Raw genomic sequence first — 20965 nt, 5'->3', positions numbered from 1 at the left:
GATCCTTGTCAGTTTGGGGAGCAAAGCTCTGCGAGTACTCGCAGGCGCCGGCGTGGTTCAGAAACATAGGGATTTTTACCGTCCCAGGCGTAGCCGGCAAGGATCGAACTGATCATGCGGCGAATTTCCGGGGAGGCGTTCTCGTAATAGATCACGTCCTGGAAGGAGCCCTCGTACCAGCCCTCGACGTAAACGCGGAAGGTATCGACGCCGCGTTTGAGCGGGATGGCGAACTCGTTTTCCCAGTCCACCGCTTCGCCGTTCAATTGCCGATGCAGCAGCCCGGCGGCCATGCTCGCCGAGCGCATGGCGATGGTCACGCCCGAGCTGAACACCGGATCGAGGAACTCGGCGGCGTTGCCCAGCAGCGCGAAGCCCGGGCCGTGCAGGCTCTTGACGTTGGCCGAGTAACCGTTGATCTCGCGCGCCGGGGTATCCCACACCGCATTGCCCAGCACCTTGCTCAGCGATGGGGTTTCGGCGACGAACTGCTTGAGGCAGGCATCGAGATCTTTCGGGGAGTTCTGGTAGTGCTCGGCCGCGGCGACCACGCCCAGCGAGCAGCGGCCGTTGCTGAATGGAATGGTCCAGAACCACACGTCACGCAGGGTCGGGTGAGTGGTGATAAGGATCATCTCGCGGTTGAAACCCGAGGCTGGATCGATGTTGTCCTCGATGTGGGTGAACACCGCGCGGCGGACCGGGAAGGCCGACGGCGTGTCGAGATCGAGCAGGCGCGGCAGTACGCGGCCATAACCGCTGCCGTCGAGGACGAAGGCGCACTCGACCTGGTATTCATGGCCGTCGGCCAGGCGACGTACCGACAGGCGCGGGCAGTCGCCGCTGAAGTCGGCAGCGAAGATTTCCTCTTCGTAGCGGATTTCTACGCCCTGACGCTCGGCCTCGTCGGCCAGCAGCTTGTCGAAGTCGGCGCGGATCACCTGATAGGTCGAGCCCTTGCCCTCGGTGAACTTGTCGCGAAAATCGAAGCTGGTATAGCGCTCGCCCCAGGCGAATGCGGCGCCGTGCTTGGTCTGGAAACCGGCGGCCTGAACCGCTTCGAGCATGCCGGCCTCTTCGACGAAGTCCAGGCAATGCGACAGCAGGCTCTCGCCGATGGAAAAACGCGGGAAGCGCTGGCGCTCCAGCACCAGTACGTCATGGCCCTGGCGCTTGAGAATAGCGGCGGCGATGGCGCCGGAGGGGCCGGCACCGATGACGACGATCTGACGTTGTTCGAGTTCAGGAGATTTCATAGCGGGCTTTCGCTTCATGATTGACGGTGTGCCGGCCCAGCAGGGCAGGCAACAGAGTAGAGAACAGACTCATCAGCAGCAGGCCGAAGTACACCGTTGAATCAATCAGCTGGAGCTGCAGGAGCAGGTTTAGGAACACGATTTCGGTCAGGCCACGGATGTTCAGCAGCAGGCTTTCACGCCACTTGATCCGCGCCGACGCAGCCGGGTCTGCCCAATGCAGGCCCAGCCAACTGCCAAGCACCTTACTGATGACCGGCAGTGCCAGCAGGGTACCTATCACCAGCCAGGACATGTGTTGATCCAGGCCATGGAAATCCACACGCAGCACGCCATAAGTGAGAATCAGCGGGACCGCGATACCATTCATCAGCAGCTTCCAGTGGCGCTGCGACAACGGCAGGACGAAGGGTTGCTTCAGATAGGCCAGACACAGCATGTAGGCGATGCCGAACACCAGCGCATTCAGTCCAAGCTGCTGAAACAGCAGCATCAGGGCGAAGAACGGCAGGCTGTAGCACGACGGGTGGCGCCACTTGAACGCGCGCGCGAGCAGCGGCAGCAATGCCGCCAATAGCGGCCAGAGCAGCGTCGCCGGTTGGCTACTGCCCTGGGCCAGGCCGAACAGGCTCCAGCACATGAAGTCCATCAGGATTGCCGCATGCAGCAGACGCTTGGTGTCGGCGGCCGGGTAACCGACGCTCTGCAGAAACAGATAGAGCACCGGGATGGCGGTGATGGAGAACAGCAGGCCAATGCCCACGGCGCTCAGCCAGCCGCGCTCGCCGGGCAGTAGCCAGAGCGAACAGACCAGGCCTGCCAGCATGGGCACGAGAAAACTCGGCAGGGCGATCTTCACGCAGGCCGGGCTTAGATCGAGGTCGATCACGTCGCTGAGGATGTAGCCGAGCAGCAGCGCGAAACACAGGCCATAGGCAACACTCAGCCAGTCGGGCGCCAGCAGCTCGTTGGCGCTCAACTGCCAGTGCGGCTCGGCCCACAGCAACAGCAGCGCAGGAATGACCAGCGCCGCTACCAGCAACTGGCCGACGATGGGAATCAAGCGGCGCCCGCCGCCGACCGCGACCAGTGCATAGATGGCCAGGGCCAGCAACCAAAACAGGGCGACCGTCATGGCTGCTTTTCCTTTGTCTGCGCGTCACCCGCCCAGGGGGCGAGGAGGAAGCTGAAGGCCAGGCCGATGCTGATGGCCAGGCCGAAGTTACTCACCGCAGGTGTACTGGAAACGGCCAGCAGGCCGAACGACAACCAGGTGGTCAGCGCCGACAGCAGTGTGCCGAGCAGGCTGGTGGCCGCACCGCCGACCCGCTCGCGAATGAGGATGGCGTAGTCCACGCCGATGGCGGTGACCAGCAGCAGGCCGAACAGGCTGAACAGGGTCAAGGGCTGGCCAAGCCAGCCGAGACTGGCCAGGCTGGCCAGCGCGGCCAATAGAGAAACCGCCAGTACGCGAGCGGCGCCGCGTGCGCCGAAGAAGATGCAGAGTACGGCGAAGATCAGCAGGCAGGAGGCCAGCTTCAGTTCGGCGGCGCTGACTTGCGTGGCGGCGAACAGGCGATTGAGCTCGCCGAGACGGTCGACCAGTTTTACCCCGTCGAGTCCTTCGGCCTGGGCGTCGAGCAGGTCGCTGTCGGTCAATCCTTGCAGGCTGATCAGCCCGGCGACCCGGCCGTCATCGGCGTTGCCCAGCCAGAGTGGTCGCCAGGGCTCACTCAGCGGCGCGGCGAGCACCTGCTCGATACTCAGCGTCGGCAGGGCTTGCAGCTGTTGTGCTTCCTGTTCGATGGCTGCGGCGGGGATGCCCAGTTCGCTGAGTGCGGTGCTGTGGCTAGGGAGTTGTGCCACGGCCTGACGCAGTTTTTCCTGCTGTGTGGCCGGCGCGATCAGTTGGCTCAACGCCAGATAGCCCTTCAACTGACCCTGCTCGACCAGCCTGTCCAGGCGCTGGCTCAACGACTGCTGGCGTTGCAGCAATTGCTCTTCATCGTCGCCGCGCACCAGAAAGAACTGACTGGTCGGTTGCATGCCGACGATCTGGCTGATGGTTTTCGATTGCTCCAGCAATTGCGGCGGCACGCTGGCCCACTGGCGCAGGTCGTCCTTGTGCGAGAGCTGCAGCAGGCCACCAGCGCAGAACAGGGCGAAGATCAACAGCAGCCAGGGTGTGGGCAGTTTACGCAGCAAGGCTTCGCGCCAGTCGAGCAGACGCTGTGCCAGGACATGCGGCGGCTGCCAGGGGCGGATCTCGGCTTTGCCGAGCAGCGTTGGCAGCAGGAACAGGGTGCTCAGGTAGGCGCCGAGCAGGCCGGCTGCGGAAAAGATCGCTACCTGCTTGAGTGCCGGGAACGGCGTGAAGGCCAGGGCCAGATAGCCGATGACGTTGGTCAGCAGACCGAGACTCAGACCGAGCAGCGTGGCGCGCAAGGCACGCCAGCTATCCCAGGGTTGCAGCGTCCAGCTCTTCGACAGCAGGTGCAGGGGGTAGTCGATGGCCACGCCGATCAGGCTGGCGCCCAGCACCAGGGTCATCACGTGGATGTGGCCGAACACCGCGACGCAAGCCGTGAGCCCGGCGAATACGCCAATGGCAGCGGGGATGAAGGCGAGCAACACGCGTACCCGGCGAAACACCAGCAGCAGCATCAACAGGACGCCGGCACTGGCGATGCTGCCCATCAGGCTGATTTCGCGTGTGGCCTCGCGCTGGCCGTGGGCGGAGTACAGCAACCCGCTGCTGGCGAGCAATTGGCCGCCGCGTGCCTGCACCTCGTCGCGGGCCTGAATGACCAGATCGTCCACCGCCAGCGCCAGGTTGCCGTCGAAGGCGTCGGCATTGGTGCGGGCGCGTAGCAGGGCCCAGGTGATTCCCTCGCTTTCGGCGATCAGCGCGCCGCTGAGATCGACCTGGACATTGTGGTGGTGGGGAAGGCCTTTCTCCACCAGGGTGCTGAGGCCGAGCAGGTCATCGTTGGTGGCAACCACGCCCTGGCTGCGGAAGGGGTCGAACAGATCCTGAACACGTCGTTCGACGAAGGCGGCCGGGTTGTCGATCAGCAATTGGCGGTCGGCAGCCGGCAACAGCGCCAGGCGCTGATCCTGCAATTGCTGACGTATGCCAGACAGGTCGGCTTGCGGCTCCCACTGCACCTTCTCGAACAGCGCCTGCTGCTGCCAGCGCGTGCCCAGTGCGGCTGCAAGCGCCAGGGCTTGTTCGCGCTGCGGGTGGCTGATCAGCACCAGCAGCTCGCGGTTGAGCGGCTCCTGCATGCGCTGCACGGCCTGCTGCTCGAGCGCGTCCGGCTTGCCGTTGGGTACCAGCTCCAGCAGGTTGGCCGTGATGGGCGCGCCGCCGCGCCACTGCCAGGCTGCAACGATAATGAGCAGAAGCAGGGCGAGCGGGAACAGCCGTGAACCCCAGTATTCAACTCTGGAAGTCATGTCGCTCCGCATCGCTCAGGGACTGATCGGCCTGACTGTCCTCAAGGCGCAGCACGGTGCTGTCGCCCTGGGTTTCCTGCAGCTCGATGCGCTGTACCAGCTCACCGCCATTGATGACGATGGCCTTGAAGACCTGCTTGAGCAGAACGCTGCGAGGCGTCAGATCGAGCTGCCAGGCCTCGGCTGTGCCGCTCAGGCTGAGCTCGAAATCCTGACGCAGGCCGCTGCTGTCGCCCTTGAGCACGGCGAGGAACAGGCGATTCTGCTGAGCGGTGGCGCTTTGCTGGGCGACGAACTGCCAGCCCTGCTCACTGCGTCGGGCGATGCCTTGGGTGTCGATACGATAATCCTGCTGCAGCGGGCGTTCGAGCAGCCAGAGCAGGCCGTGATCCTTGGCCAGGACGAAGTGGCCACGGCTGGTCAGCGGTTGCGGCAGGGCGCGCAGGTGTTTTTCCTGGATGAAACTGCCGCGCACTACCTCGGGCTCGCCGAGTTGTGCGCTGAGCTGGTCGAGGTCGAAGGCCATGGCCTGCTGGGCAAGGCCCGCCAGCAGGAGCCCGGAGATAATCCGGAAGATGCACCTGGCAATGAGGTTTTTCCCGGATTGCATCCGGGCTACGCCAGCCAGGGCGGCGCTGAGCAGGCGGTTCACGCGATGGCCCTCTGCACGGCATCGATGAAGACCTGTGGCGAGGCGAACTGCATTTCCCGCGTGGCGATTTCCACGGCGACCTGCACGGTGCTGCCGCGGGTCATGCGCTCGCCCGTCTCGGCATCGCTGATCAGGTAATTGATCTTCAGGCGGCTTTCCCACTCCACCAGATCGGCGCGCACGATGATGCGCTGGCCGAATTGCGCGCCGCGCACGTAGCGCACTTGCAGATCGATCACCGGCCAGGCGTAGCCGGAGTCGCGCATCTGCCGGTAGTTGTGGTCGAGCTTGTCGAGCAGGGCGCAGCGCGCCTGCTCGAAGTATTTGACGTAATGGCCATGCCAGACGATTTCCATCATGTCGACATCGTAGAACTGCACCTGCAGTTCGATTTCCGCCTGCAAGACGCCTGACTTACGCATGGATTGCTCCTGAGCCGATGGTGCGCATGGCGCACCCTACTTGGTAGTGGGGCATCGGGTGCGTCATGCGCACCAGAACAGGCTCAGGCATACAGCCTCCAGTGCTGGGTGCGGATGCGTTCCAGGCACAGGCGCAGTTCGCCTTCCAGGGCGCGGTCTTCGATCACCGGCGGGAAGTCGCTGGCCAGTTGCTCGCGCATGGCAGCCAGTGGCGCGGGGATGTCCTGCTTGCCGGCGCGCTCGCGCAGCCAAACGCCCTGGTTGGCGGCGAGCAGCGTGGCGGCAGCGACCTGCTCGGTCAGTTCCAGGCTGCGCAGGGCATCGCGCGCGGCGATGGTGCCCATGCTCACCTTGTCCTGGTTATGGCATTCGGTGGAGCGCGAGAACACGCTGGCTGGCATGGTGTTCTTCAGCGCTTCGGCGGTCCAGGCGCTGGCGCCGATCTGCACGGCCTTGAAACCGTGGTTGATCATCGCCGTTTCGGCCGGCGCGCCGGACAGGTTGCTCGGCAGGCCGTGGTTGTAGCGAGTGTCCACCAGCAGGGCGAGCTGACGGTCGAGCAGGTCGGCGACGTTGCCGACCAGGTTCTTCAGGCTGTCCATGGCGAAGGCAATATGCCCGCCATAGAAGTGGCCGCCGTGCAGGGTGCGCTCGGTCTCGGCGTCGAACAACGGGTTGTCGTTGGCGCTGTTGAGTTCGATCTCGATGAACTGACGCAGCAGGCCCAGGCTGTCGGCCAGTACGCCAAGTACGTGCGGCGCACAACGGATCGAGTAGCGATCCTGCAGGCGATGCAGTGGTGGCAGCGGCGCCTCGACGGCCAGATCCTGACGAATCCAGGCGGCGACCTGGGTCTGGCCCGGGTGCGGCTTGGCGGCGAACAGGCGCTCGTCGAAGTGCTCCGGGTTGCCCTCCAGGGCGATCACGTTGAGCGCGGTGATGCGCGTCGCCAGCTTCAGCAGGTAGTCGGCGCGGGCATAGGCCAGGCAGGCCAGGGCGGTCATCACGGCGGTGCCGTTCATCAGTGCCAGGGCTTCTTTCGGGCGCAGGGTCAGCGGCGTCCAGCCGAGTTCTTCATGTACCTCGGCGGCGCTGCGACGCTCGCCCTTGTACAGCACGTCGCGCTCACCGCTGAGGGTGGCGGCGACGTAGGACAGCGGAGTGAGATCGCCGCTGGCGCCCACCGAACCTTCTTCCGGGATCAGGGGCAGCACGTCGTGATCGATGAAGGCCTGGATGCGCTCCAGCAGTTCCACGCGCACGCCGGAAACGCCGTGGCACAGCGACTGCAGTCGGGCAGCCAGAACGGCGCGGCTGCTCGGCGCGTCGAGCAGTTTGCCCAGGCCGCAACCGTGGAAGGTAAACAGGTGCTTGGGCAGCGCCTCGACCTGATGCAGCGGCACCGCTACCACGCAGGAGTCGCCGTAGCCGGTGGTCACGCCGTAGATCACGCCTTCCTTGTCCAGCAGGGTGTCGAGGAAGCGTGCGCCCTTGGCGATCTTTTCCCGGTAGGCGGCATTATCCTGCAGCTGGGCGCGGGCCTGGCGCTGCGACAGGGCTACGATGTTCTCGATGGTCAAGGCGCGCTCGCCGAAGATCACCGGCTCAGGCTGGTATGTCGTCATCTCGCTTCCAGAAAGGGTAGAAGTTGAACCATTGCAGCGGTGCGTCCAGGCAGTGTTCGCCCAGGCGCTGCGCGTAACGTTGTGCCCAGCCGTGAACCACCTGGTCGCGCTCGCTGCGCTTCCAGCTCACCACATCGGCAAAGTGCTCCAGGCGCACCTGATAGCGCCCGTCGATCTTCAGGCAGTGCATCAGCCCGACCGGGCATTGCAACAGGCCGGCCAGCAGCCAGGGACCTTGAGGGAATGCTGCGGGTTGGCCAAGAAAATCGACCGTGACATTGCGTCCGCCATGCAGCGGCACGCGGTCTCCAGCGATAGCCAGCCACTCGCCGCGTTCCAGGCGCTCGGCCAATTGCAGCATGATCGCCGGGTCCAGTTCGCTGACCTGAATCAGGCGCAGGTGGCTGGCGCCGGATTCGCCCAGCAGGCGGTTGAAGCGCTCGGCGTGCTTGGTGTGCACCAGTACGTTCATGCGTACCCGCTCGCCGAGTTCGGCCAGTGCCCGACAGACTTCCAGGTTGCCCAGGTGAGCGCCTACCAGCAGCCGTCCACGGCCGCCGTCGTGCAGCGTGTCGCGCAGGTTGCCGGGGTCGACCAGTTGTAGTTCCTGCAAAGGCAGGCGGCCGTTCCACACATCGAGCTTGTCCAGCAGACTATCGGCGAATGCCAGGAACTGACGCAGTACCGAACGGCGGCTCGGGCGCAGATCGGGACGTGCGCCCCAGCTCGCCAGGTTGTTCTGGTACTGATGGATGCTGGTCCGCGCGCTGCGGCCGAAGATGTAGAAATACAGGACGATCAGGTACAGCAGTGGCACCAGGGGGCGACGGCCAAGCAGGCGCGCCGCTACGACGGTAAAGCGCATCAGCAGAAAACTGCCGCGCTCCTTCTGCCGGGCCCAGTGATCGTTGTGCTCGGCAGCGTTCATGCGACCAGCCTGCGCCATAGAATCCTCGGCGCGCGCAGCAGCATGCCGAAGAACAACCGGGCATGCATGCCCGAGATCAGCAGGTTGTCGTGCCACAGGCGAAAATGCGAAAGGCCATCGGCCGGGTAGTGCACGCGGGTCGGCAGCCAGTGCATCGGCTGTTCACGCCAGGCCATGCGCACCAGTATCTCGGTGTCGAAATCCATGCGCCGACCGAGTTGCACCGTATCGAGCAGGGCCAGAGTCGCCGGTAGCGGGTAGATGCGAAAGCCGCACATGGAGTCGCGAATCTGCAATGACAGGCAGTTGATCCAGACCCAGACGTGGGTCAGGTAGCGGGCGTAAAGGCGCGACCTGGGCACGCTCGCATCGTATTGCGGATAGCCACAGACCAGGGTTTGCGGATGAGCGCGAGCGGCGGCGATGAACTGATCCAGGGTGCTCAGGTCGTGCTGACCATCAGCGTCTACCTGCAGGGCATGGCTGTAGCCGAGGCGCGCTGCTTCGCGCAGGCCGGCCATCACTGCACCGCCCTTGCCCTGGTTGCTCGGCAGGCGTAGCAGGTGAATGTTCGGCTGCTGCGCCAGTTCGTCGATTACCGCAGCGCAGGTTGCGTTCGAGCCGTCGTCCACCAGCAGGCACGGCAAGCCGGCGCTGCGCAGTTGCCCGACCACACCGGGCAATGGCCGCTCGTGGTCGTACACCGGGATCACCGCGCAGGGATTGAAGCCTGGCTCAGCCATGGGCCTGCTCCAGCAGAATGCGCCCGGAAGAACAGGCAGCCTCGCCATTGCGATAAGCGAAATACAGCTTGCCGCGTTCGGCATCGAAACGCAGGGACAACTGCAGGGTGTCGCCGGGGCGCACCAGTTGCTGGAATTTCAGCACTTCCATGCCGGCGAAGCGCGGTGGCAGATGTGCGATCAACTGGCGGGCCAGTTGTTGGGCCCAGTCGACCTGTACCACGCCCGGCAGTACCGGCGTTTGCGGGAAATGGCCGGTGAAGTGGGCGAGGTCCGGCGGTACCTGCAATTGCAGCAGCCATTCGCCGTCGCGCTGTTCGGCGCTGACAGGCTCCACCCGCGTTGGGCGTGGCGCGGCCAGCAGGGCGTCGATCTGGCTCTGCGCCAGCTTGCCCTGGCTGCTGTAGGGCAACTCCAGGAGCAGGCGCCAGCGGCGCGGCAGGGCGATGGCCTCGCAATGTTCGGCCAGGTGCCGGCGCAGGGTTTCGGTGACGGTGCGACGCCCCTGGTTGCGCAGGGCATGCACGCCGTTCGTGCTCAGGGCCAGCACGGCACCGAGGAAGGCTCGACCTTCCTGAATCACGCCAAGGCGGGCATCGGTCACCCAGTCATGACTCACCAGCGCCTGCTCGAGCATGGGCAGGGAGATGCGCTTCTCTTCCAGCTTGACGATGCGGTCGAGGCGCCCACGCAGGACGAAACGGCCGTCAGTGCCGATCTCGGCGGCATCTGCGCTCTGTTCGATATGCCCAGCTGGCAAGTACGGCGAAGCGATGCGCAGGGCGCCGGTTTCATCGAGGCTCAGCTCGACGCCTGGGAACGGCTGCCAGGCCGTATCGCCCTGACGCCAGCCAATGCCGCCGGTTTCCGAGCTGCCGTAGATTTCCGTCGGCCACTGGCCCAGGCGTTCGTGCAGGGATTCGGCCGCTTCGCCGGGCAGCGCGCCGCCGGAGGAAAATACCTGTTTCACGCGGCTCAGCGCCGACCAGTCGAGGTTGTCGCCCATGCGCTTGAGCAAGGCCGGGCTGGCTATCCAGGCAAAGTCGCCCTGATCCAGGCTGATGCGCTGCAGATCCTCGGGGAAGGGCACGGCGCGGCGGTACAGGGGGCGGCCTGCGCACAGTGGCCACAGCAGGCGAAACAGCAGGCCATAGATATGCTGGCAGGCGACACTGCCGAGGATGCTGGCCTGGCCGAGGTTCTGGCCCCACAACCGCTCCAATGCTTCGACCTCGTTGGCCAGCTGCGCAAGGCTCTTGTCGATCAGCTTGGGTTCGCCACTGGAGCCCGAGGTGCACAGGGTCAGGCGGCAATGCTCGGGCAGCAGGCGTGCACCAGGCAGTGGCTCGGCATCCAGCTCGCTCAGGTCGTCCAGCCATAGGTCGATCTGGGCCGACAGGCGCTGCCGGGTTTGCGTCTGGGCATCGGCGGGCAGCAGTACCTGCACCCCGATGCGCCAGGCGCCGAGCAGAGCGATGGCCAGCTCGGCAGCATCTTCCAGATACAGCGCCACGCGTTGTACACCGCGCGCCTGCAGGGCTGCGGCCAGGCGCAAGGCGCGCTCACGCAGCTCTGGATGATGCAGCGCGGGCTCCAGAGCAACCTGACGCTCGGGCTGAGCCTTCAGCAACAGATCGGTGATGGGCAGCCAGGTCATTCGTATTTCCTTACCTGCTGGCGGATCAACCATTCGCCAGCGAACAACAGGCCAATCAGGCCGTAAGAGATGAATCCGGTGTAGAGCGTCCACCAGGAAAGCGGCGCCCACATCGCCAGCGCCATCAGCAGGAGCGTGTTGCCGAGGAAGAACAGCGCCCAGACCTTGGTGACGGTGCGCGTGTAGCGCACGGCGACGTCCGGCAGCTCCGGTTCACGCAGGCGCGCCATGCGTTCCACCAGTGGCGGGCCGAATTTCAGGCTGAGGCCAAACAGCGCCAGCAGCATCAGGTTGAGCAGTACCGGGTACCAGCGCAGCAGCGCCGGTTCGTTCGCGACTCCGAGCAGCAGGCAGAACACCAACGCCGCCACGGCCAGCCACAGGCCGCCCGGTCGGCGTCGTGCCGTCAGTGCGCGGGCAAGCCAGAGTCCGCCCAGCAATGCGGCGAACACACGTGGCGACCAATGCTCCAGGCCGTAATAGACTGCGAACGGATAGAGCACGCCGGCTATCAGCAAGAGCAGGCCAAACAGGCGAGCCATGGAGTCAGTCTTGGGCCTGAGGCGTGTCATTGATCAGGCGATAGACGGCTTCGACCACATCGCCCACGCTGCGCACGCTCTTGAACTCTTCAGCGGCGAGCTTGCGCCCGGTCTGGCGCTTGATATGGTCGATCAGGTCGACCGCATCGATGCTGTCGATCTCCAGGTCTTCATACAGGCTGGCGTCCAGGGTCACGCGCTCGGCATCCAGCTCGAACAGCTCCACCAGGGCGCTACGCAGGGTGACGAAGATTTCTTCACGGCTTTGCATCGGTGAAATCCTCAGGCAGCTTTCTGGGCGGAAACGAACGCAGCCAGGCTCGCGACGTTGGCGAAGTGCTTGCGCGTGTCCTTGGCTTCAGCGTCGATCTTGATGCCGAAGCGCTTCTGGATCGCCAGCCCCAGCTCGAGCGCGTCCACCGAGTCCAGGCCGAGCCCTTCGCCAAACAGAGTCTGCTCCGCGCCAATGTCATCGGCGCTCATGTCCTCGAGGCCGAGGGCATCGATGATCAGGTTCTTGATTTCAAGTTGCAGATCGCTCATCTGAGGCGAGCTCCTTCATAAAGTGTTGGTGCAGATGGTCGTTGAGCTTGCGCGAGGCAATCGGCAATGGCGCCTGCTCGGTGAATTGCCGCGGGTCGATATCCTCCCCGACCCGCAGCCGAAAGTGAAAGCGGCGCGATGGAATGCTGTACCAGGGTTCGGCCTTGGTCAGCGTCGTAGGTGTCACGCTGATGACCACCGGGGTCACCACACTGGCGCCGCGCACGGCAATCGCGGCGGCACCACGATGAAATTCCGGGTTGGTGCCGGGTACGGTGCGGGTGCCCTCGGGGAAAATGATGAGGGTTTCGCCGTTCTGCAGGGCGCCGGCAGCTTCGTCGAGCATGTCCATGCTGCCGCTGTTGCTGATGTACTGGGCGGCACGAATCGGCCCGCGCATGCAGGGGTTTTCCCACAGGCTCTGTTTGACCACGCAGTTGGCATCGCGGATGAAGGCAATCAGCACGACCACATCGATCAGCGAGGGATGATTGGCAATGACCATTTGTCCTGGACGGCCCAGGCGTTCTGCGCCCTCGACCTCATAGGTGAGAACACCGGTGCGGAACATGAACTCGACGAATAGGCGAAACGACCGGCTGACCACTGCACGCGCTCGGGTTCGCCGGCGCAGGGTGTCGCCGGGCAGCAGGCTGAGCAGCGGGAAGACAAGCACGCGCAGCAACACCCCGCCGACGCCGAATAGGGCGAAGCTCAGTGCGGTGGCGACAAGCCTCCATGCATAAGGCGGGCTGTAAGGGCTCAGGCCTCGTTGCGTGACCAGATCCATTGGCGGTCTTTCCAGTAGTGAATCAGCGTTGGCTGCCCACCATACAAGGCGCGCAGCAGGTTCAGGGGGTGTGGCCAGGCGGCGGGTAAGCCGGATTCGGCGGGGGCGAGGCTCAAGGTCCAGGTTTTGCCCGGTTTCAGCAGCAGAGCCAGCGCGTAGGAGAAGGGTACGTCATCTATATAGGGCGTGTAGAGGTCAGGCGGTAATTCTTCTGCAATAACCAGTAATACTGCAGGAGCACCTTCGGCAAGCAGGCCACTGGCTTCGAGCATGGCCTGTTCCAGACCGTCCCCGGCAGCAGCCATGGCGGTCATCTCGCTGGTGTCTTCGCGCAGGATCGACCACAGGCCGATGATGGCGTTATGCACCGAGAGGCTGAATTGGGTGGGCGACAGCGGTTCGTCCTTCGCCAGTTCGCTGAGGATCGCCAGCGTGCGCGGCGTCTCGCCATGACGCGAGGCGAACACCAGTGGCAGAGGGCCTTGACCCTCTGCCAGCGGCCAGGCGACATGGAACAGCATCCGCGCCAGCCGGCTGAGGCGGCGGCGCTGCATGGCGGGTAGGAAACTCACGTCCGGCTGCTGCTGGTCGTCGGGCACGACCACGGGGGCGTTGCACCAGGCTCGCCAATCATCCTCTGACTCCAGGCCGGGGGCCCAGGCGCGCAATCCTTCGATCTGGAAATTCATAGCACGAGGCTTTTCGCCACTCCGGGCATACTGGTCGGCACGACGAGACGCCTGAAAGAGACAGTGTCAGTCAGTGCCATGGCATAGTGCCGGTACTTGTTCGGGCGGGCATTATCTAGATGCACGCGGCGCTGTGCAAATGTTGCGCAGCTTCTTCTGATGGGCGGATGATGGCGATGTGGCCTACGTCTCGTGCTTGTCATGGGCTTTGCATAGTATTCGGAACATTCCAGATCAGGGAGAGCGGCGATGCGACGTGTGGTGTTCAACCAGAAGGGGGGCGTGGGCAAGTCCAGCATCGCCTGTAATCTCGCGGCAGTAAGTGCGGCGCAGGGCTACCGTACTCTGCTGATAGACCTGGATGCCCAGGCCAACTCGACCCATTACCTCACCGGGCTCACTGGTGAGGAAATCCCCATGGGCATTGCCGACTTCTTCAAACAGACCCTGTCTTCCGGGCCTTTCGCCAAGAAGGGCAAGGTGGATATCTACGAGACGCCGTTCGACAACCTGCATGTGGTCACCGCCACGGCAGAGCTGGCCGAGCTGCAGCCGAAGCTGGAGCAGAAACACAAGATCAACAAACTGCGCAAACTGCTCGACGAACTGGCCGAAGACTACGACCACATCTACCTGGATACGCCGCCAGCACTGAATTTCTATACGGTTTCAGCCTTGATCGCGGCAGACCGCGTGTTGATTCCCTTCGACTGCGACAGCTTCTCGCGCAACGCCCTGTACGGCCTGCTGGCCGAGATCGACGAGTTGAAGGAGGACCATAACGAGGATCTGGAGGTGGAGGGTATCGTGGTCAACCAGTTCCAGCCGCGTGCCACATTGCCGCAGCAACTGCTGGATGAGTTGGTCGCCGAGGGCTTGCCGGTGTTGCCGGTGAACCTGATGAGCTCGGTGAAGATGCGCGAATCGCACCAGGTGTGCACGCCACTGATCTATCTGGATGCACGGCACAAGCTGACCCAGCAGTTCGTCGAGTTGCACGATCTGCTGAACGCGGCAGATTGACGCTGTCCAGGACGGCTGAGTAATAGATTTCAACAAGAACGCCCCAAGGTTATCGGGGCGTTCCTGTTTCAGCTTGATGCATCAGAGTTTGTTGGCGGTTTCCTGGGCGATTTCCCGGAGGCCAGCTTCGGTGATGGCTTTCCAGTCGCTGTCGGTAACGGCTTGCATGCCATCGCTTTTCAGCGTGACGATCTCCATGTTCGGTTGGCCTGCGGCTTCGATGTTCAGGCGCGACTTGTTGTTCACCGTCACGTAGAAGAAGCCTGGCGAAAACCATGACCAGAACTCCTTGACGCGAACCTTCACCTCAGTGGCGCCTGCTGCGTTGGGCTCTGTCACCACGTCATAGCCGGCTTGCCGATAGGCAGAGGCCACAGACTCTTCGACCAGGGCGGAAACGGTGCGGCCAGAGGGCAGCAGAACGTCGCCAAGCGCTTTGCCGTAGCCATTTCTCTTGCGACCAACGGCCCGCTCGGTGATCGAGCGATCAGCAGTTTCCGCATTCTTCAGTGACGGGATGTCGGCCTGACTCGGCTTGATTTCGAAAACGCGTTCATCGACTGCGCTGATGTACACCTTCTTGCCGTTGCCGGCTTCGGGGTTAGCGGCCAGCTCCAGTGAAGGAACCTTCACATCGATCTCGGAACGACTCGTTGCGCAGCCAACGCAAAGCGCCAGCAGGAAGGTAACGGCGACCAGTCTGAAGGTCTTTTCCATACTCATGAAACTACTCCTTGTATGCATCGGTTTGGCCATTAGGCGGGGCGATTCTACAAGGGTGATGGCTAATTGGCATCCGTGCTGCTGTGTCCAGGCATCGAGGGAGTCGGGATGCCGACCATGGGTTTACGACGCCTCTGCTCGGAAGGCGCGCGTGTTGCCGCAGTGCAAAGGGCGGCAGATCGGCCGCCCCGAGTGAGGGTGATGGGTGGCGGGGCTTGGCGGCGATCTGACCGCGCGGGCTAGCGCACCACGAACACGTCGCACGGTGCCTTGTGCAGGAAATGCTGCGCCAGGCTACCCAGCAGTGCCTGGGAGAAGGCGCTGCGGCCGTGGCTGCCGAGCACCAGCAGTTCTGCTCGACGCGTCTTGATCTGCTCCTGCAGACTGCGCAGGATGCCGCCCTGCAGCACGTCGTGGCTCAGCTTCGGCCCCCCGGGTGGCAGGCTTTGCGCTTCGTCCTGCAACAGCTGATCGATCAGGCCGCGCTGGGTCTGCAGTTGCAGTTCGACCTGCTGCGGCGTGCCCTTGTCTGGTTCGAATACATGCAGGGCGTGCAGCTCGGCATCGCCGGGCAACAGGCGATAGGCCTGGCCGAGGGCACTGCAGGCGCACAGGGAGAAGTCGATGGCGGCCAGCGCCCGCTGGTAAGGCTGGGCGTCGTTGCGTGCTACCAGCAGCAGCGGCACCGTGCAGCGGCGGGCGATGCGATCGAGGCTGGTGCCGGAGAAAAAGTCATGGCGCTGGTGGTGCCCGCCCAGCACCAGCAGGTCGCAGCCGCTGTCCTGAACCTGTTGCAGGACGACCTCGGAAGGTTTGCCGCTGAGCATGCGCAGTTCGGTGCCGGGTGGAGCGTATCGGGTCAGGCTGCGATCCAGCGCCTGGCGCGCCTTTTCGTGCTGTTCGCTACTCTGGCTGGGGTCGAGTACATGCAGGATGCTCAGGCGGGCCTTGTGCTGCTGAGCCAACTGCGTGGCACGGCACAACGCCATGTCAGCGGTGTCGCGCAGGTCATGGGCGATAAGAATATGGTTGAACATGGTGACGGCTCTCCTGCCGATACCCCTCGGCAATTTTATTGTGCCTGTTCAGATAGCCGCTCTTTTGACCTATGGCAAGGTCGGGGACTGTTACCGATTGCGAATGCAGGCAGCGGCGTCATTCAGCGTAAACGCAATTGGTAGTGGCCGCGACTTTCTGCGACCACTTCGCCGCTGCCGTCGGTCAGTTGCAGCTCCAGCAGATAGTCGGCCTTGCCCTGCTGGCTGGCTTGTTCTTCCAGGTGGGCGATTTCCTCGGCCGAGAGGCGCGCCTCGACCTGAATGTCGCCCGTGGCCGGGCGGCGAAAGCGCAGGTTCATTTCCTTGATGATGGGGTAGAAGCGCTCGGCGTCGAAGCTGGTCAGAAACAGCGCGCCGCCGGGTATTTCGGCGAGGGTGAAGAGGGCGCCCGCGTACATGCTGCCGATATGGTTCTGGTTGCCTTGCAGGGGCATGCGCAGGCGCACGAAGCCTGGCTCCAGCACCTCGGCCCTGAGGCCGCTGCGTTTGACGAAGGCGATCTGTTCCTCGGTGAGCTGGCGAGCGATTTCAACGGGCAGCGGCATGGCAAAACTCCCTGAGTGGACGTTTTGCCAGACTAAGGGGCGGGAGGTGCGCTGCAATTGACCGCAGCGCCCGTGCTGACTGACCGAAGCGCTCAAGCGTCCCAAGCACGCAGCCCGGATGCAATCCGAGGATAGCCGGCACGTTTCCCAGATTGCATCCGGGCTACAGGGGCATCCTAGATGCCCTGCTGACGCAGCCAGGCCTGCAGTTGGGGGAGAGGCATGGCGCCGCTCTGGCGGGCGATCTCGACGCCGCCCTTGAACAGGATCAGGCTGGGAATGGAACGGATGCCGAGTTGCCCGGCCAGGTTCGGATTAGCCTCGCTATCGAGCTTGCCCAGACGGCAGCGGCCATGCAGTTGTGCGGCTGCCTGCTGGAAGGTCGGAGCGAAGGCCTGGCAGGGACCGCACCAACTGGCCCAGACATCTACCAGCAGTGGCAGGTCGCCCTTCAACTGACTGGCGAAGTTGGCTTGGGTGAGCGTGATGGGCGCCGCGGGCAGCACGTCACTCTTGCAGCGGCCGCAACGTGGGGCGTCCTGCAGACGCTCGGCGGGAATGCGGTTGAGCCCGTTGCAGTGTGGGCAGGGAATCAGCAGTGGATCGGACATGAGGCGAGGCTCCGTGGGGCATACGCCTTAGATGGAGCCAGTGCCTGCGGATATCAAGTCAGAGCGGGGTCAGCGGGAAGAACCAGGGGATGATCAGCGTGGCGACGCCCCACAGCAGCAGGTTCAGGGGAATGCCGATCTTCATGAAGTCGGTGAAGCGGTAGCCACCAGCGTTGTAGACGAAGGTGTTGGTCTGGTAGCCGATGGGCGTGGCGAAGCTGGCGCTGGCGGCGAACATCACCGCGACCACGAAGGCGCGTGGGTCGACGCCCAGATGTTGGGCCATGCCGATGGCGATGGGCGTAACCAGCACTGCCACGGCATTGTTCGACAGCATCTCGGTCAGGATGGACGTGAACAGGTAGATGAAACTCAGCATCAGCAGCGGCCCGGCCCAGGGCAGCCAGCCCATGACGTTTTCCACCAGCAGCTTGACCAGGCCGACCTTGTCCATGGCGATGCTGATGGCCAGCATGCCGAAGATCAGACTGAGGATCTTCCAGTCCACCGCCTTGTAGGCGTCCTCCACATCCAGGCAGCGGGTTGCCAGCACGGTCACCGCGCCGATGATCGCCAGGCCTTCGATGGGCATCACGCCAAAGGCGGCCAGCAGCATGACCGCCAGGGTCGAGAGAATTGCGATAGGCGCCTTGTCGCGGCGGAAGGCGCGCTCCTGCACGGCGTTGAGGCTGATCAGCTCGCCGTTGTCGGCGAAGCGTTTGATCTGTGCAGGTGTGCCCTCGACCAGCATCACGTCGCCGAATTGCAGCTCGAAATCATCGAGGTTGCCCTGCACGTTCTCGTCCTGGCGATGCACGGCGAGCACCGCGATGCCGTAGCGCGCGGTGAGGTCCAGATCGCGCATCGGCCGGTGGCTGTAGCGCGAGTTACGCCCGACGATGGCCTCGGCGAGGATAACGTCGTGACTGCTGATGGTCTCGAAGGCGTCGCTGCGGTTGAAGCTCAGGTGGCCGCTTTCGCGCAGTTCCACCACGTCCTTGACCTGACCATGCAGCACCAGGCGGTCGCCGCTGGCCAGCAGGGTTTCGGCGCCGGGCTCGGTCAGCTCCTGCTCTTCACGGAACAACTTGAGCACCTGCAGGCCGCTGCCGCCATTGAGGTTGGCTTCGTGCAGAGTCTTGCCGATCATCGGTGAGTCATGCGGTACCAGCAGTTCGGTCATGAAGGTGCGCGACAGATCCGGGCGCAGCTGGCGCGACAGGGTCTCGCGATCGGGCAGCAGGCGATGGCCGACGGTCAGCAGATAGAGCATGCCGAAGGCCGCCATCACCAGGCCGACGCCGGTAATCTCGAAAATGCCGAACGGCGCCATACCGGCCTTGCGCGCGACGCCGTCGACCAGGATGTTGGTCGAGGTACCGATCATGGTCAGGGTGCCGCCGAGAATGGTGGCGTAGGAAAGTGGAATTAGCAGTTTTGAGGGCAGGGTGCCGGCGCGGCGCGCCAGTGCGATGGCTACAGGAGTGAGGATGGCCACCACCGGCGTGTTGTTCAGGCAGGCGGACACCACCAGCGCGGTGACGGTGAGGCCGGTGAGCACGCGAATCGGGCTGGTGCCCACCAGATTGCCCAGCCAGTTGCCGAGGGCGTCGATGCAGCCGGTACGCTCCAGCGCGGCGGAGAGCACGAACATGCAGGCGATGGTCACGGGGGCCGAGTTGGACAGCACACTGAGCACTTCGCCTGGCGTCAGCAATTGGCTGACCAGCAAGGCGGCCACGGCGATGGCGGCGACTATATCCGGGCTCCATTTTTCGCGGACGAAGGCATAGAGCACCCAGATCAGCAGGGCACCGACGAACAGCAGCGGCAGGGAGTCCCAGAGCATGAAAATCCTTAGAACCGGCCTCTGGTCCGCTAGGTGGCCTGGCTGTTTGGGCAGCAGGTCCTGGCCAGCGGGATCGGGCGCAGATTCTTTGCGTCGAATCTCGTGTGAGGTATCGGGCACGCACTGGGCGGCCTGGCAGGGCGCCAAGATAGAGGGGTTCTCTTAGATAGTCTAAGAATGTTTGGGCAGATTGATATGCCTTTTCGGTTTAATGGATAAGACGTCCAGCCTGGGTGGCTGGCGCGTTCTCCACCAACCTGAGCTGACTGCCTGAGCAGGGCGGGTGCAACCTGCTGGCAGCTGTGGTGGGTTCTATTCTGCGCGATCAGCGGACGGTTGGTGCGCGCGGCGCACGCTGCCGCCAGGGGGCACGCCTTATTCACGACGAACAGCTGATCTCCAGGTGCTTGCCCCACTGTGGCGGGCGCTCGGCATAGCGCTGCATGTCCGGCTGTTCGTCGAACGGTCGTGACAGCACCGCGTGCAGCTCCCGCACCGGGCCATAGTCGCCTTGTTCGGCGGCCTCAATGGCCTGCTGCGCCAGGTAGTTGCGCAGGACGTACCTGGGGTTGACCGAATGCATGCGCAGCTGGCGTTCGGCCTGTTCGCCACCTTCACGTTCGCAACGGGCCAGGTAGTCGCGGCCCCAGGCGTCGAAGCCTGCCAGGTCGACGAAGTCGTCGCGCACGATGTTCAGCGCCTCGGCAGGCGCCTGCTCGCCCAGGCGACGGAAGAACAGGTTGTAGTCGGTGGCCCTGCCCTGCTGCATCAGTTGCAGCAGACGCTGGATCAGCGCTTCGTCCTGATCCTCGGCACTGGCGAAACCCAGGCGCTTGCGCATCAGGTCGAGGTAGTGCGCCTGGTAAAGCGGCAGGAACAACTCCAATGCCTCGCGCAAGTGTTCGACCGCGGCGAAGGGCGTCAGCGCCTGGGCCAGTGCGGCGAGGTTCCAGTGAGCGATGGGCACCTGGTTGCTGAAGCTGTAGCGGCCGGTGTCGTCGGAATGGTTGCAGATGTGGTTGGCGTCGAAATCGTCGAGGAAGGCGTAAGGGCCGTAGTCGAAGGTGATACCAAGGATCGACATATTGTCGGTGTTCATCACCCCATGGCAGAAGCCATAGGCCTGCCAGTTGGCGATCATCGCGGCGGTGCGTTCGATCACTTCACGCAGCATCGCCAGCCAGGGTTCGTCCTGTTCCAGGCAACGCGGGAAGTGGCAGGCCATGACATGCTCGCCCAGCGTCTTCAGGTGCTCGTGCTGGCGCGTGTAGTAGAAGTATTCGAAGTGGCCGAAGCGCACGTGGCTCTGCGCCAGGCGCAGCACCATGGCCGCGCTTTCCTGCTTCTCGCGCCAGACCGGCGTGCTCGACCCCGTCACGCACAGTGCCCGCGAGCTGGGGATACCGAGGGCGTGCAGGTGCTCGCTGGCGAGAAATTCGCGGATCGAGCTGCGCAGCACCGCGCGGCCATCGCCCATGCGCGAGTAAGGCGTCATGCCGGCGCCCTTGAGGTGCAGGTCCCAGTGCTCGCCGGCCTCGTTGACCACCTCGCCCAGCAGCAGCCCGCGACCGTCGCCCAGTCGCGGTGTGTAGCCGCCGAACTGGTGGCCGGAATAGACCATGGCGCGCGGCTCGGCCTCTTCCCAGAGTTTGTGCCCGGCGAACAGTTCGGCGAACTCGGGGCGGTGCGCTTCGCTGGCAGCGAGATCGAGAAGAGCGAGCGCCGACTCGCTCGCTACCACCAACCGCGGCTGCTCGATGGGCTCGGGCAATACCTCGGTGGAGAAGGTGTCACCGAGGCGGGCGAAGCGGTTGTCGAAGATCAGCGTGTCGAGACTTTTCACCTGGATT

General features: G+C 63.9%; 21 protein-coding genes. 1 reads left to right on the top strand and 20 read right to left on the bottom strand.

The annotated features are described in order from the left end of the window. Positions 1-8: 8 nt before the first annotated feature. The 14 genes from INS93_RS03055 to INS93_RS02990 all read right to left on the bottom strand — a co-directional run bounded on the left by INS93_RS03055 (position 9) and on the right by INS93_RS02990 (position 13306). Entirely contained in the window at positions 9-1256 is a 1248-nt protein-coding gene (locus INS93_RS03055; RefSeq protein ID WP_160019135.1) for an NAD(P)/FAD-dependent oxidoreductase, read from the bottom strand. Then, entirely contained in the window at positions 1243-2391 is a 1149-nt protein-coding gene (locus tag INS93_RS03050; RefSeq protein ID WP_192980255.1) for a sodium:proton antiporter, read from the bottom strand. The genes INS93_RS03055 and INS93_RS03050 overlap by 14 nt, the downstream gene beginning before the upstream one ends. Next, on the bottom strand, positions 2388-4715 hold the full coding sequence (locus tag INS93_RS03045) for an MMPL family transporter (RefSeq protein ID WP_192980254.1): 2328 nt from the start codon (positions 4713-4715) through the stop codon (positions 2388-2390). Before INS93_RS03045 ends, INS93_RS03050 begins: the two co-directional genes overlap by 4 nt. After that, on the bottom strand, positions 4699-5241 hold the full coding sequence (locus tag INS93_RS03040; protein WP_226945321.1) for an outer membrane lipoprotein carrier protein LolA: 543 nt from the start codon (positions 5239-5241) through the stop codon (positions 4699-4701). Before INS93_RS03040 ends, INS93_RS03045 begins: the two co-directional genes overlap by 17 nt. A 122-nt stretch (positions 5242-5363) precedes the next feature. Then, positions 5364-5789 carry an acyl-CoA thioesterase gene (locus tag INS93_RS03035; protein WP_074913745.1) on the bottom strand — a complete coding sequence of 142 codons (426 nt, stop codon included), beginning with the start codon at positions 5787-5789 and terminating at the stop codon, positions 5364-5366. Positions 5790-5872: 83 nt separating this feature from the next. Continuing rightward, positions 5873-7414 carry an HAL/PAL/TAL family ammonia-lyase gene (locus tag INS93_RS03030; RefSeq protein ID WP_192980253.1) on the bottom strand — a complete coding sequence of 514 codons (1542 nt, stop codon included), beginning with the start codon at positions 7412-7414 and terminating at the stop codon, positions 5873-5875. Further along, on the bottom strand, positions 7395-8342 hold the full coding sequence (locus INS93_RS03025; protein ID WP_372241835.1) for a glycosyl transferase: 948 nt from the start codon (positions 8340-8342) through the stop codon (positions 7395-7397). The genes INS93_RS03030 and INS93_RS03025 overlap by 20 nt, the downstream gene beginning before the upstream one ends. Further along, positions 8339-9085, bottom strand: coding sequence for a glycosyltransferase family 2 protein (locus INS93_RS03020; protein ID WP_192980251.1), 747 nt, complete (start codon positions 9083-9085; stop codon positions 8339-8341). The genes INS93_RS03025 and INS93_RS03020 overlap by 4 nt, the downstream gene beginning before the upstream one ends. Then, on the bottom strand, positions 9078-10742 hold the full coding sequence (locus INS93_RS03015; RefSeq protein ID WP_192980250.1) for an acyl-CoA synthetase family protein: 1665 nt from the start codon (positions 10740-10742) through the stop codon (positions 9078-9080). The genes INS93_RS03020 and INS93_RS03015 overlap by 8 nt, the downstream gene beginning before the upstream one ends. Continuing rightward, the gene (locus INS93_RS03010; protein ID WP_192980249.1) at positions 10739-11284 is read right to left on the bottom strand and encodes a hypothetical protein; all 546 of its coding nucleotides are present in this window, start codon (positions 11282-11284) and stop codon (positions 10739-10741) included. The genes INS93_RS03015 and INS93_RS03010 overlap by 4 nt, the downstream gene beginning before the upstream one ends. 4 nt (positions 11285-11288) lie before the next feature. Further along, a complete protein-coding gene (locus INS93_RS03005; protein WP_192980248.1) occupies positions 11289-11555 on the bottom strand; it encodes an acyl carrier protein in 267 nt (88 codons plus the stop codon). A gap of 11 nt (positions 11556-11566) precedes the next feature. Next, entirely contained in the window at positions 11567-11827 is a 261-nt protein-coding gene (locus INS93_RS03000; RefSeq protein ID WP_017678587.1) for a phosphopantetheine-binding protein, read from the bottom strand. After that, complete coding sequence (locus INS93_RS02995; protein WP_192980247.1) at positions 11808-12617, bottom strand: lysophospholipid acyltransferase family protein; 810 nt, start codon at positions 12615-12617, stop codon at positions 11808-11810. The genes INS93_RS03000 and INS93_RS02995 overlap by 20 nt, the downstream gene beginning before the upstream one ends. After that, a complete protein-coding gene (locus INS93_RS02990) occupies positions 12590-13306 on the bottom strand; it encodes a beta-ketoacyl synthase chain length factor (protein WP_192980246.1) in 717 nt (238 codons plus the stop codon). The genes INS93_RS02995 and INS93_RS02990 overlap by 28 nt, the downstream gene beginning before the upstream one ends. Before the next feature lie 249 nt (positions 13307-13555). Between INS93_RS02990 and INS93_RS02985 the strand changes: the two genes are divergently transcribed. Beyond that, on the top strand, positions 13556-14329 hold the full coding sequence (locus tag INS93_RS02985; protein WP_192980245.1) for a ParA family protein: 774 nt from the start codon (positions 13556-13558) through the stop codon (positions 14327-14329). A gap of 81 nt (positions 14330-14410) precedes the next feature. Here the strand turns inward: INS93_RS02985 and INS93_RS02980 are convergent, their stop codons facing one another. The 6 genes from INS93_RS02980 to selO all read right to left on the bottom strand — a co-directional run bounded on the left by INS93_RS02980 (position 14411) and on the right by selO (position 20958). Continuing rightward, positions 14411-15052: a flagellar biosynthesis protein gene (locus INS93_RS02980; protein WP_160019147.1), complete on the bottom strand. Its 642-nt coding sequence runs from the start codon at positions 15050-15052 to the stop codon at positions 14411-14413. 239 nt (positions 15053-15291) lie between these two features. Beyond that, positions 15292-16089 carry a universal stress protein gene (locus tag INS93_RS02975; RefSeq protein ID WP_192980244.1) on the bottom strand — a complete coding sequence of 266 codons (798 nt, stop codon included), beginning with the start codon at positions 16087-16089 and terminating at the stop codon, positions 15292-15294. Between the two features lie 122 nt (positions 16090-16211). Further along, positions 16212-16655, bottom strand: coding sequence for a YiiD C-terminal domain-containing protein (locus INS93_RS02970; RefSeq protein WP_192980243.1), 444 nt, complete (start codon positions 16653-16655; stop codon positions 16212-16214). A gap of 176 nt (positions 16656-16831) precedes the next feature. Continuing rightward, positions 16832-17266 (bottom strand): thioredoxin TrxC, encoded by a 435-nt coding sequence (gene trxC / locus INS93_RS02965; RefSeq protein WP_192980242.1) that lies wholly within the window; start codon positions 17264-17266, stop codon positions 16832-16834. A 58-nt stretch (positions 17267-17324) separates the two neighbouring features. Then, positions 17325-19115 carry an SLC13 family permease gene (locus INS93_RS02960; RefSeq protein WP_192980241.1) on the bottom strand — a complete coding sequence of 597 codons (1791 nt, stop codon included), beginning with the start codon at positions 19113-19115 and terminating at the stop codon, positions 17325-17327. Between the two features lie 379 nt (positions 19116-19494). Beyond that, a complete protein-coding gene (gene selO / locus INS93_RS02955) occupies positions 19495-20958 on the bottom strand; it encodes a protein adenylyltransferase SelO (RefSeq protein WP_192980240.1) in 1464 nt (487 codons plus the stop codon). Between the last annotated feature and the right edge of the window lie 7 nt (positions 20959-20965).

This window comes from Pseudomonas sp. EggHat1, from assembly GCF_014892995.1.
GTDB lineage: Bacteria > Pseudomonadota > Gammaproteobacteria > Pseudomonadales > Pseudomonadaceae > Aquipseudomonas > Aquipseudomonas chaetocerotis.
The sequence above is the reverse complement of the archived record's forward strand: the minus strand, read 5'-3'. Positions and strand labels throughout refer to the sequence as shown.